General features: G+C 71.9%; 10 protein-coding genes. 7 read left to right on the forward strand and 3 right to left on the reverse strand.

Annotation, left to right across the window (positions count from 1 at the left end):
* The 5 genes from sucB to P1P70_RS31190 form a co-directional block, all read left to right on the forward strand.
* Positions 1 to 1050 (forward strand): 2-oxoglutarate dehydrogenase, E2 component, dihydrolipoamide succinyltransferase (gene sucB, locus P1P70_RS31170; protein WP_319243724.1); only part of this gene is annotated, 1050 nt, incomplete at its 5' end.
* 256 nt (positions 1051 to 1306) lie between these two features.
* Positions 1307 to 1948, forward strand: a complete 642-nt coding sequence (locus tag P1P70_RS31175) for a GntR family transcriptional regulator (protein ID WP_220649358.1) — start codon at positions 1307 to 1309, stop codon at positions 1946 to 1948.
* Positions 1949 to 2489: 541 nt separating this feature from the next.
* On the forward strand, positions 2490 to 5192 hold the full coding sequence (gene aceE / locus P1P70_RS31180; RefSeq protein ID WP_319243727.1) for a pyruvate dehydrogenase (acetyl-transferring), homodimeric type: 2703 nt from the start codon (positions 2490 to 2492) through the stop codon (positions 5190 to 5192).
* 241 nt (positions 5193 to 5433) lie between these two features.
* On the forward strand, positions 5434 to 6456 hold the full coding sequence (locus tag P1P70_RS31185; RefSeq protein ID WP_319243729.1) for a helix-turn-helix transcriptional regulator: 1023 nt from the start codon (positions 5434 to 5436) through the stop codon (positions 6454 to 6456).
* Positions 6457 to 6517: 61 nt separating this feature from the next.
* Positions 6518 to 7036: a DUF4240 domain-containing protein gene (locus P1P70_RS31190; RefSeq protein ID WP_319243741.1), complete on the forward strand. Its 519-nt coding sequence runs from the start codon at positions 6518 to 6520 to the stop codon at positions 7034 to 7036.
* Positions 7037 to 7072: 36 nt separating this feature from the next.
* Here P1P70_RS31190 and P1P70_RS31195 read toward each other — a convergent pair whose 3' ends face one another.
* Positions 7073 to 7357, reverse strand: coding sequence for a hypothetical protein (locus tag P1P70_RS31195; RefSeq protein ID WP_319243731.1), 285 nt, complete (start codon positions 7355 to 7357; stop codon positions 7073 to 7075).
* Between the two features lie 106 nt (positions 7358 to 7463).
* The gene (locus P1P70_RS31200) at positions 7464 to 8264 is read right to left on the reverse strand and encodes a peptidoglycan recognition protein (protein WP_413471586.1); all 801 of its coding nucleotides are present in this window, start codon (positions 8262 to 8264) and stop codon (positions 7464 to 7466) included.
* A 369-nt stretch (positions 8265 to 8633) separates the two neighbouring features.
* Here P1P70_RS31200 and P1P70_RS31205 point away from each other — a divergent pair, with 369 nt between their 5' ends.
* Complete coding sequence (locus P1P70_RS31205) at positions 8634 to 9818, forward strand: MarP family serine protease (protein WP_319243735.1); 1185 nt, start codon at positions 8634 to 8636, stop codon at positions 9816 to 9818.
* 54 nt (positions 9819 to 9872) lie between these two features.
* Here P1P70_RS31205 and P1P70_RS31210 read toward each other — a convergent pair whose 3' ends face one another.
* On the reverse strand, positions 9873 to 10361 hold the full coding sequence (locus P1P70_RS31210) for a GNAT family N-acetyltransferase (protein WP_319243737.1): 489 nt from the start codon (positions 10359 to 10361) through the stop codon (positions 9873 to 9875).
* Positions 10362 to 10464: 103 nt separating this feature from the next.
* On the opposite strand from P1P70_RS31210, the gene P1P70_RS31215 reads away from it, so the two are divergent.
* Positions 10465 to 11385, forward strand: a complete 921-nt coding sequence (locus tag P1P70_RS31215) for a TIGR01777 family oxidoreductase (protein WP_319243739.1) — start codon at positions 10465 to 10467, stop codon at positions 11383 to 11385.
* The last annotated feature ends 249 nt before the right edge of the window (positions 11386 to 11634 follow it).

An 11634-nucleotide genomic window follows, 5' to 3' on the forward strand; every position in this document is an offset into this window, starting at 1 on the left:
GCTCCGGCGCCCGCCGCCGCAGCTCCGGCCGCTCCGGCGCCCGCCCCGGCCGCTCCGGCCGCTCCGGCTCCGGCCGCGACGGCCGCGGGCTCCGCCGCCACCAAGGCCACCGACGAGGGCGCCTACGTCACCCCGCTGGTGCGCAAGCTCGCCGCCGAGAACGGTGTCGACCTGGGCTCCGTCAAGGGCACCGGCGTGGGCGGTCGTATCCGCAAGCAGGACGTCATCGCCGCCGCCGAGGCCGCGAAGGCCGCCGCCGCTCCGGCTCCGGCCGCTGCCGCCCCGGCTGCCTCCGCCGCCAAGAAGGCGCCGAGCCTGGAGGCCTCCCCCCTCCGTGGCCAGACCGTCAAGATGCCGCGCATCCGCAAGGTCATCGGCGACAACATGGTCAAGGCGCTGCACGAGCAGGCGCAGCTGTCGTCGGTCGTCGAGGTCGACGTCACGCGTCTGATGAAGCTGCGTGCCCGGGCGAAGGACTCCTTCGCGGCCCGTGAGGGCGTCAAGCTCTCCCCGATGCCGTTCTTCGTCAAGGCCGCGGCCCAGGCGCTGAAGGCGCACGCGCCGATCAACGCCAAGATCAACGAGGGCGAAGGCACGATCACCTACTTCGACACCGAGAACGTCGGTATCGCGGTGGACTCCGAGAAGGGCCTGATGACCCCGGTCATCAAGCACGCGGGCGACCTCAACATCGCCGGCATCGCGAAGGCCACGGCGGAGCTGGCCGGCAAGGTCCGCGCCAACAAGATCACGCCCGACGAGCTGTCCGGCGCGACCTTCACGATCTCCAACACGGGTTCGCGCGGCGCGCTCTTCGACACGATCATCGTGCCGCCGGGCCAGGTCGCGATCCTCGGCATCGGTGCCACGGTCAAGCGCCCGGCGGTCATCGAGACCGAGGAGGGCACGGTCATCGGCGTCCGCGACATGACGTACCTGACCCTCTCCTACGACCACCGTCTGGTGGACGGCGCCGACGCGGCCCGTTACCTGACGGCCGTCAAGGCGATCCTGGAGGCGGGCGAGTTCGAGGTCGAGCTCGGTCTGTAGTCCCTGATACACGCACGACGGCGGTGCCCCGTCCGGAGTTCTCCGGGCGGGGCACCGCCGTGTTCGCGCCGGGTTCGGGACGAGGCCCCCGAGCCTGGCCGGTACGGGTCTTTACAAACCGGTCCCCCATGGGAGCGTGTAAGTCTCGTCTCACCTGCGCGAAAGCACCCCCGTGCGCCTCTCCACCGGACGGCCACGGCTTTATTGTCTAGAGGTCAACGCCCTTGGGGCTCTGTCCCCCGCCGAAGGAGCCCGCATGACCACCGCGCCCGTCGTCCACTCGCTGCGCGAACAGATCCGCGAGCACATCGTGGAGGGGATCGTGAGCGGGCGGTGGAAGCCGGGCGAGCGGATCGTGGAGCGGCGGATCGCGACGGAGCTGGAGGTCAGCCAGACGCCCGTGCGGGAGGCTCTGCGTGAGCTGGAGTCGCTGCGGTTGATCGAATCCGCGCCGAACAAGGGCGTGCGGGTGCGGAACCTGACGGCGGCCGATCTGGAGGAGAGCTACCCGGTCCGGGCGGGCCTGGAGGCGATCGCGGCGGAGCTGGCGGCGGAGCGGTTGGCGGAGGACTGCTCGGCGCTGGAGCCGCACGTGGCGGCGTTGTACGAGGCGGACCGGAACGCGGACGGTACGTCGCAGGTGCGGCACACGGTGGCGTTCCACCGTGAGCTGGTGCGGGCGGCGGGCAACTCGGTGCTGCTGCACACGTGGGAGGGGCTGGGGATCGAGGTCTTCACGGCGCTGTCGATCCGGTGGCTGGGGACGGTTCAGCAGTCGTACGCCGAGGAGCACGAGGAGTTGGTGGCGGCGTTCCGTCGGCGTGACCCTCGGATCGCGGACCTGGTGAAGGCGCATGTGCTGGGGTGTGCGCCGCACACGGACGACGAGCCGGTGTAAGGGCGCGACAAGCCGGTGTAAGGGCGCCCAGTAGCTCGGGGGTTCGGGTGCGTGGGCGGCTGCGGGTCGGTGGCGGCTGGTCGCGCAGTTCCCCGCGCCCCTGAAAAGCAGGGGCTGCGCCCCGCGCTTTTCACCCCTGCGGCGCCGTCGTCTTCCAGGCCCGCGGGGTCGTCGTCTTCCAGGCCCGCAGGGGCCTGAAGCTTTTAGGGGCGCGGGGAACTGCGCGAGCAACCCCCACGCACCCGCACCCGCCAACGCGCCCGCACCCCCGAGCTGTTGAGCGAACCCCCGCTCAAACGCCGCCCCACCTGCACAAACCCGGGACCACCAAGGCACCCGGTGTCTCCACCGGAGGCACCCCGTGCCGACTTTCTCGTGATCAAGATATTTTGCCCGCAACCCTTTGATCGATCATCGATCAGCGGGTTACAGTCGCCGACGGGCTTCCACCGAAGCCCTCGCCCTGTCCTGCCAAAGACCAAGGGCAACCCCCGAACCCTTACCGATGAGGGAACCCCCTTCGACTGAGGAAGGCGGCGCAATGACCGACCCCAACGCCATCCAGCCGAGCGCGCTCGACCAGCTCCCCGACCGCGACCCGGAGGAGACCGCCGAATGGCAGGCCTCGCTGGACGCCGTCACCAAGGCGGCCGGGCCGCACCGCGCGGCGTACCTGATGCGCCGCACCCTGGAGCGTGCGGAGGGCAACGGCATCGCGCTGCCCAAGCTGCTCGAGACGGACTACGTCAACACCATCCCCACCGCCGCCGAGCCGGGCATCCCCGGTGACGAGGTGATGGAGCGCCGTATCACCGCGTGGAACCGCTGGAACGCGGCCGCGATGGTCACCCGTGGCTCCAAGTACGGCGTCGGCGGCCACATCGCCACCTTCGCCTCCGCCGCCTGGCTCTACGAGACGGGCTTCAACCACTTCTTCAAGGGCAAGGAGGCCGACGGCTCGGGCGACCAGCTCTACATCCAGGGCCACGCCTCCCCCGGCATCTACGCCCGCGCCTTCCTCGACGGCCGGCTGAACGAGTCCCACCTGGACAACTTCCGCCGCGAGTCGGGCGGCGACGGCCTCCCGTCGTACCCGCACCCGCGCCGGCTGCCCTGGCTGTGGGAGTTCCCGACGGTGAGCATGGGCCTCGGCCCCCTCTCCGCCATCTACCAGGCGCGCTTCAACCGCTATCTCACCAGCCGCGGCGTCAAGGACGTCTCGAACTCCCACGTGTGGGCGTTCCTCGGCGACGGCGAGATGGACGAGCCGGAGTCGACGGCCGCACTCGCGCTGGCGAGCCGCGAGGGTCTCGACAACCTGACCTTCGTCATCAACTGCAACCTGCAGCGCCTCGACGGCCCCGTCCGCGCGAACTTCAAGATCGTGCAGGAGCTGGAGGCCCAGTTCCGGGGCGCCGGCTGGAACGTCGTCAAGTCGCTCTGGGGCTCCGCCTGGGACGAGCTGTTCCAGCTGGACACGACCGGCGCTCTCGTCCGCCGCCTCCGCGAGGTACCGGACGCGCAGGTGCAGACGTACCAGACCCGCGACGCCGCCTACATCCGCCAGGACTTCTTCGGCAAGGACCCGGCGCTCGTCGAGATGGCGAAGCTGCTGAGCGACGACAAGATCCTGGAGTGCTTCCACCTCTCGCGCGGTGGTCACGAGGCCCGCAAGGTGTACGCCGCCTACAAGGCAGCCGTCGAGTTCAAGGGCGCGCCGACCGTGATCCTGGCGCAGACCGTCAAGGGCTTCACCCTCGGTGAGGGCTTCGCGTCGAAGAACGCCAACCACCAGATGAAGAAGCTGTCGACGGACGAGTTCAAGCAGATGCGTGATCTGCTCGAACTCCCCATCAAGGACAGCGACTTCGTCGACGGGGTCGTGCCCTACGGCCACCCGGGCGCAGACTCCCCCGAGGTCCGCTACCTCCAGGAGCGCCGCGCGGCCCTCGGCGGCCCGGCCCCCGCCCGCCGTACGCACGCCCTGGCGCCCCTCCCGGCCGCCGCGGACAAGACCTTCGCCGCCTTCGACAAGGGCTCCGGCTCGCAGAACGTGGCGACGACCATGGCCTTCGTCCGCCTGGTCAAGGACCTTGTCCGCGACAAGCAGACCGGCCGGCGCTGGGTGCCGATCGTCCCCGACGAGGCGCGCACCTTCGGTATGGAGTCGCTCTTCCCGTCCCTCGGGATCTACTCCCCCAAGGGCCAGACGTACGAGCCGGTCGACCGTGACCAGCTGATGTACTACAAGGAGGCCAAGGACGGGCAGATCCTCAACGAGGGGATCACCGAGGCCGGTTCGATGGCCGACTTCATCGCCGCTTCGACGTCGTACTCGACGCACGGCGAGGCGATGATCCCGTTCTACATCTTCTACTCGATGTTCGGCTGGCAGCGGACCGCCGACCAGATGTGGCAGCTCGGCGACCAGCTCGGCCGCGGCTTCCTCGTCGGTGCGACGGCCGGCCGTACGACCCTGACGGGCGAGGGCCTGCAGCACGCCGACGGCCACTCCCCGGTGATCGCGGCGACGAACCCGGCGGCGCTGACGTACGACCCGGCGTTCGCGTACGAGGTCGCGACGATCGTCAAGGACGGTCTGCGCCGGATGTACGGCGAGGCCGCGCCGGACGAGGACCCGAACGTCTTCTACTACCTGACCGTCTACAACGAGCCGCTGCCGCAGCCCGCGAAGCCGGCCGTGGCGGGCGTGGACGAGGGCATCGTCAAGGGCCTGTACCGCTTCAACACGGCCGAGTCGGCGGGGCTGTCCCCGGTGGCGAACGCGCCGCGCGTGCAGCTGCTCGGTTCCGGTACGGCGATCCACTGGGCCCTCCAGGCGCAGAAGCTGCTCGCGGAGGAGTGGGGGGTGGCGGCCGACGTCTGGTCCGCGACGTCCTGGAGCGAGCTGCGGCGGGACGCGCTGGAGGCGGACGCGGCGCTGCTGCGGGGTGAGGAGCGGGTGCCGTTCGTGCGGCAGGCGCTGCAGGGGGCGGAGGGGCCGGTGCTGGCCGTCTCCGACTACATGCGGCAGGTTCCCGACCAGATCGCGCAGTGGGTGGAGCAGGACTACTCGTCGCTCGGGGCGGACGGCTTCGGGCTCTCCGACACCCGTGAGGCCGCGCGGCGGCACTTCGGGGTCGACGCGCAGTCGATCGTGGTGGCGGCGCTGGCGCAGCTCGCGCGTCGGGGTGAGGTCAAGGCGACGGCCGTCAAGGAGGCCCGGGAGCGGTACGGGCTGTAGGGGGCGCCTCCTAGCTCGGGGGCGCGGGTTTCGTCTTCGGGTGCGGGTCCGGTGGGGGCTGGTCGCGCAGTTCCCCGCGCCCCTGAAAAGCAGGGGCTGCGCCCCGTGCTTTTCGTCGAAGGGCCGAAGGCACCTTCAGGGGCGCGGGGAACTGCGCGAGAAGCCCCACCGGACCCGCACCCGAAGAACGCACCCGACAACCCACCCCCTTTTGTCACCCCGGCCCGGCATCATGGCACCCATGCGTGCTGCCCGGCTGATCAAGATGGTGTTGTTGCTTCAGTCCCGGCCCTCCATGACCGCCGCCGCACTCGCGCGGGAGCTGGAGGTGTCGGAGCGGACCGTGACGAGGGACGCCCAGGCGCTGTCGGAGGCGGGGGTACCGGTCTACGCCGACCGCGGCCGGGCCGGCGGGTACCGGCTGATCGGCGGGTACCGGACGCGGCTGACGGGGCTGGCCCGCACCGAGGCCGAGGCGTTGTTCCTCAGCGGTGTGCCGGGCGCGCTGCGGGAGATGGGGTTGGAGGACGCCGCCTCCGCCGCCCGGCTCAAGGTGTCCGCCGCCCTCCTCCCCTCCCTCCGCGACGCCTCCCGTACGGCCTCCCAGCGGTTCCACCTCGACGCGCCGAGCTGGTTCAAGGAGCCGAAGACGCCCGAGCTGCTGCCCGTCGTGGCGGACGCGGTCTGGGACGACCGCCGGATCGTCGCGCGGTACCGCAAGGGATCCACCGAGGTCGAGCGCGCCCTGGAACCGTACGGTCTCGTGCTCAAGGCCGGCGTCTGGTACCTGTGCGCCCGGGTCCCCGACGCGGACGCCCCGTCCGGTGCCGGCTCCGGCGCGCGGTCGGGTTCGGGGGTCTTCCGTACCTACCGCATCGATCGCTTCACCACCGTCGACACCGGCGACGACCGCTTCACCCGGGACGAGGAGTTCGATCTGCCGTCCTACTGGGACGAGCAGGCGGAACGATTCGCCCGATCGATCCTGCGCGCCGAGGTCGTCGTGCGGCTGTCGGCGGAGGGGGTGCGGAGACTGCCGTACGTCGTGGACCCCGTGTCGGCCCGGGACGCGTTGAGTGCCGTGGCCGACACCCCGGACGAGCACGGCCGGGTGACCGTCGCCCTCCGCGTGGAGTCGGAGGACGTGGCGTACACCCAGCTCATCGCGTTGGGAGCGGAGGCCGAGGTGCTGGCTCCCGCCGGGCTGCGGAAGCGCTTCGCGGACGACGCGCGCCGGCTGGCGGAGCTGTACGAGGCTCCATGAGACAAGAATGGGTCGTTCTTGACGTGCGCCCCACCCGTCCAGGCCCGATGCTGGACCAGTGATGGACGAGACGGAGTTCTGGGAGTTGGTGGACACGGCCCGCGAGGACGCCGAGGGCGATCCGGAGGACCAGGCCGACCTGCTCGTGGAACGGCTCGGCCGACTGGACCCGGAGGCGGTACTGGACTTCGCCCGCCACTTCGAGTCGCGTTACAACCGCGCGTACACCTGGGACCTTTGGGGCGCCGCCACGGTGCTGTTGGGCGGTGCCAGTGACGACGCGTTCGACTACTTCCGGTGCTGGCTGATCGGCCAGGGCCGGGAGGTCTTCGAGGGCGCGGTGCACGACCCCGACGCGCTCGCCGATCTGCTGGACGACTTCGACGAGGAGATCGACGGGGACGCCGAGGAGCTGGGATACGCCGCGGACGAGGCGTACGAGCAGCTCACCGGGGTGGTCGCCCCGGACCTCGGCATCCCGCCCCCGCCCGGCGAACCCGAGGGCACCCCGCTCGACTTCGAGGACGACTCCGCGCTCGCGGAACGCTGCCCGAAGCTCTGGGAGCGGTTCCGGGCCTAGCGATTCCGGGCCTGGGCCGACCGGGGACCGTCGGGGTCAGACGCGCAGTCCGCGGTTCGTCGTGCGGGGCAGGTACGCGTACGGCTCGGTGGTGTACGGCCCGCCGTGGTGGCGTCGTTCCTTGCCCGGGGCCTGGTGTTCAGGGGCCGAGGCTCCGTGCAGGGGCGCCGAGTTGGCGCGCTCCAGCGCGGACGCGGTGACGGCGGACGGGCCGAGCACGACGACTGCGGTCGCGCAGGCCACCGTCCACGGGCTCCGCAGCGCCGAGGACCAGGACTTCTTCGGGTCGCGGGACGCGCGCTTCGTACGACTGCTGATCATTTTCCCCACCTCCGGTCGGCGTGACGACCACGAAGGTAGGGCGCGGATCTTGGAGAACTCTGTGAGGTGACGGCGCGCTGTCTGTGAACATCATGAGATGTGCCGCCTAGGTCCGGCCCTGGAGGTGGGCCGCCAGTTCCCGGATCGCGGGCAGGCGCTCGGCGAGGGCCGCGCCGGGGCAGCTGGTCATGTAGCCGTCGCTGTGGCCCGCGAGGGTGGGCAGCAGGACGGTGGTGCCGGCGGCGTAGCGGCTGAGGCTGTTGCTGGAGGTGAGTCGGACGCTGCCCCGGGGGTCGCTGTCGGTGAGCCCCAGTTTCCAGGCGGCGAGCGCGGCGATCGCGTCGGTCATGGCCTGCGGGACGGGGACGCCCGCGGTGAAGGTGCCGAGCGCGGCGATCCCGGTGGTGCGGTGGTTGAAGCCCTGGGTGTGGGCGCCGGTGACTGCCCGGTCGACGCCGCCCGCGCGGCCCTCGTAGATGGTGCCGCAGCGGTCGACGAGGAAGTTGTAGCCGATGTCGTCCCAGTGCTTGGCGTCGGTCTGCCCGGTGTAGAGGCCGCGGATGATGCGGGGCGCGTCCGCGCAGTCGTAGCCGTTCGGGGAGTCCGTGTGGTGGATGAAGACGGCGGCGACCTCGTCGTCGTAGCGAGCGGGCGGCTGGGGCGGCGCGTCCTTCTCCAGCCAGCGGGACCTGGGCACGATGGCGGGCCGGGGCGCCTGGTGCGGCCGCGCGGGCCGGGTTTCGGCGCTCCCGTCGGCGCGCTCGGCCGTACGGTCCGCGCCGATCGCGAACAGCACCAGGGCGAGCACGGCCGCGAGTCCCGGCAGACAGGCCAGTAGCAGGAGGACGGGCCGGGGCAGGTCCACGCGTTCCCGGGCCAGGCGCGCACGCTCCCGCACCCGGCGCATACGCTCCCGGGCCGGACGCGTGCTGCCGTGGGACCGGCGCGGCCGCTGCCGGGCCGGGTCCGGGGCGCGCGGGGTCCTTGTGCGGCGGCGCCACACGCGGAGCAGCCGCCGTATTCGCGCCCCCCGCGACATCCGGAACACACGCATGGCCCCAGAGTCACCCGGATGCCCGCCGGCCGCGATGTGGAGTGGGCCACCCGGGCGAAGCGGAAGGAACCAACGCCGTGGTCCGGGACGTTTTTACGATTCGGGGCGGAGACGGCGTGCCGATGGCCGGTTCGGGCGGGCCGCCGGGGCGCCGTGCGTGCGGAGCTGATCACTGCACCCGTGCCACGCGTACTACAGGGTCCCTAGAGAGAGGCGGTCGGAGTGGACGTGCTCGACATCCTGCTGATGCTGGTGATCCTGGCCTACGCGGCGTCCGGTTACCGTCGCGGCCTGGTCGCGGGATGTGTGTCCCTCGCCGGTTTCGTGGGCGGCGCGGCGATAGGCGTCTGGGTGCTGCCCTGGATGATGGAGTTGGTGGAGGCGGGCACCCCGGCGGCGACGGTCACGGCGGTGCTGACGGTCCTGGTGCCGGGCGTCATCGGGCACGAGCTGGCGGGCCGGCTGGCGCTGCGGCTGCGCCGGGAGATCGACCGCAGTCCCCTGCGCGTGGCCGACGGCATCGGCGGGGCCGCGGCCAACACGGTGGCCGTGCTGATCGTGGCCTGGGTGGCCGCGAGCGTCCTCGGGGCCTCCTCGTCGGCGGTGGTGACCAACTCGATCCGTAACTCCGCGCTGCTCGGCGCCGTGCAGGACACCATGCCGGAGACCACCCCGGCCTGGTTCTCCGACGCCACCTCGGCGCTCACCGAGGCGGGCTTCCCCCAGGTCTTCAACCCCTTCGAGAACGAGGCGACGGCCGAGGTCGCCAAACCGTCCGGCGACAGCGTCACCGCGGCCGCGACCGCCGCCGCCAAGCGCAGCACGGTGAAGATCGAGGGCGTCGCGGGCACCCAGGGCCGTGAGGGCAGCGGCTTCGCGTACGCCACCGAGCATGTGATGACCAACGCCCACGTGGTGGCCGGCATCGACGAGCCGACCGTGCGGGTGGGGGGCGTGGGGAAGGCGTACGAGGCGAAGGTCGTGCTGTTCGATTCGGACAAGGACGTGGCGGTCCTGTACGTCCCGGGTCTGGAGGCCCCGCTGCTGCGCTTCGACGACAGCGCCGGGCGCGGTGACGCGGCGGTGGTGGCCGGTTATCCGGAGGACGGGGGCCTGGACCTCCAGGCGGCCACGGTCGCCAGCCGTATCGACGCGACCGGCCGGAACATCTACAACACCGACTCGGTGACCCGCGACATCTACTCCATCCGCTCCACCGTCCGCCCCGGCAACTCCGGCGGCCCCCTCCTGACCACCGACGGCCGGGTCTTCGGCGTCGTCTTCGCCCGCTCCACCTCGGACGCGGAAACGGGGTACGTCCTCACCGTGGACGAGGTCGCCCCCGACGCGGAGCGCGCCGCGAACGCGACGGCACCGGTGGACACGGGCGACCTCGTGACCTCGTGAGCGGGTCGAGACCGCCGGGATCCGGTGCCTGCGGTCACCTCTGATCGGGGCTGCTCAGAGCCGACGGCCCATCAGCACGTCGTCCACGTAGGCCCCGTCGATCAGGAACTCCTCCGGCAGGACGCCCTCCACGGCGAAGCCCTCGGCCTCGTAGAGCTTCCTGGCCGGGGTGTTGTGGCCGAGGACCCGCAGGGTGAGCCGGCGGGCGCCGCGCCGCCGGCACTCGTCCTGCGCGGCGCGCAGCAGGGCACGGGCGACACCCGAGCCGCGTGCCTCGTCCGCGACGGCGAGACCCTGGATCTGGCGGACGTGGGCGTGACAGGCGAGTGCGGAAGGCAGGGCGAGGCGGATGTACCCGACGACTCTGCCGTCGAGCTCGGCCACCAGGTGGTCGTGGGGGCCGTAACGCTCGTTGAAGAACGGCTCGTGCGGCTGTGTGGGGCGTTCCTGGACGGAGTGCAGGGTGGACCAGGTCTCGCGGTCGAGGCGGCCGAGTGCGTCCTCGTCGTCCGGGGTCGCGAGGCGTATGTGCGGAACGGGCATGGCGGCCACTGTACGGCGGCGGCACGGCGGTCGGGCGGTGTGTTCTGGCTGGTATCCCGTGCCCCGGGACCCCGCGCGCCCTCCGCCGGGCAGGATGGTGGCCATGGCCCATGAATCGCCCGTCCCGTCCGGTTCCCGTATCGCGATCGCCGGTGCGTCCGGCCTGATCGGTGCGGCGCTGGCCCGTTCCCTCACCGCGGACGGCCACGAGGTGCTCCGGCTCGTGCGACGGGAGCCCCGGGCCCGGGGCGAGGTGCGCTGGGACCCGGACGCGGGACGGGTCGACGTGGCGGGGCTCGCGGGCTGCGCGGCCGTCGTCAACCTCGCCGGCGCGGGGGTCGCGTCCCGCCGCTGGACGGACGCGTACAAGGCGACGATCCGCGAGAGCCGGGTGCGCGGCACGCGGACGCTCGCCGAGGCCACCGCCGCGCTCGACACCCCGCCGAGCGTGTTCGTCAACGGCAGCGCGATCGGGTTCTACGGCTACACCGGCGACCGGGTGGTGGACGAGTCGGCGGAGCCGGGGTCGGAGTTCCTGTCCACGTTGTGCGTGGAGTGGGAGGGGGCGGCCGGGGCCGCGCGGGAGGCCGGGATCCGTACGGCGTTCGCCCGTACGGGGCTGGTGGTGGCCCGGGGCGGGGGTGCCTGGGGTCCGCTGTTCCCGCTGTTCAAGGCGGGGTTGGGCGGGCGGATGGGGAACGGCCGCCAGTACTGGAGCTTCATCTCCCTGCACGACGAGGTCGCGGCTCTGCGGCACCTGCTCTTCACGCCGTCGCTGTCCGGGCCGTTCAACCTGACGGCGCCGACCCCGCGCACCAACCGTGAGATCACGGCGGCGATGGGGCGCGTGCTGCACCGGCCCACCCTGTTCACGGTGCCCGCGCCCGCGCTGCGGCTCGCTCTCGGGGGCGTCGCCGGTGATGTGCTGGGCAGCACGCGGGCGGTTCCGACACGGTTGCTGGAGTCGGGCTTCACGTTCAGGTACCCGGAGATCGACGACGCGATTCGAGCTGCGCTCGGCTGAGCGGGTGGGGTCGTAGTCGGTGCGGGGGCGTTGTCGGGTGCGGGTCCGGTGGGGCTTCTCGCGCAGTTCCCCGCGCCCCCAAAAGACCAGGCCCTGCGGGCCTGGAAGGCGGCGGTGCCGCAGGGTGAAAAGCATGGGGCGCAGCCCCTGCTTTTCAGGGGCGCGGGGAACTGCGCGACCAGCCCCACCGGGCCCGCGGTCGCCGACGAACCCGCACCCCCCGGACGCCCGGCGCACACGCACCCCCTC

The sequence above is a fragment of the Streptomyces sp. MB09-02B genome, from assembly GCF_033794485.1.
Classification (GTDB): Bacteria; Actinomycetota; Actinomycetes; order Streptomycetales; family Streptomycetaceae; genus Streptomyces.

Bases quoted from the DNA above. Each gene is read 5' to 3' on its own strand.
- P1P70_RS31210 (WP_319243737.1), bottom strand. From the start codon at position 10,361: ATGCCCGTTCCGCACATACGCCTCGCGACCCCGGACGACGAGGACGCA.
- aceE (WP_319243727.1), top strand. From the start codon at position 2,490: ATGACCGACCCCAACGCCATCCAGCCGAGCGCGCTCGACCAGCTCCCC.
- P1P70_RS31215 (WP_319243739.1), top strand. From the start codon at position 10,465: ATGGCCCATGAATCGCCCGTCCCGTCCGGTTCCCGTATCGCGATCGCC.
- P1P70_RS31195 (WP_319243731.1), bottom strand. From the start codon at position 7,357: ATGATCAGCAGTCGTACGAAGCGCGCGTCCCGCGACCCGAAGAAGTCC.
- P1P70_RS31200 (WP_413471586.1), bottom strand. From the start codon at position 8,264: ATGCGCCGGGTGCGGGAGCGTGCGCGCCTGGCCCGGGAACGCGTGGAC.
- P1P70_RS31185 (WP_319243729.1), top strand. From the start codon at position 5,434: ATGCGTGCTGCCCGGCTGATCAAGATGGTGTTGTTGCTTCAGTCCCGG.
- P1P70_RS31175 (WP_220649358.1), top strand. From the start codon at position 1,307: ATGACCACCGCGCCCGTCGTCCACTCGCTGCGCGAACAGATCCGCGAG.
- P1P70_RS31190 (WP_319243741.1), top strand. From the start codon at position 6,518: ATGGACGAGACGGAGTTCTGGGAGTTGGTGGACACGGCCCGCGAGGAC.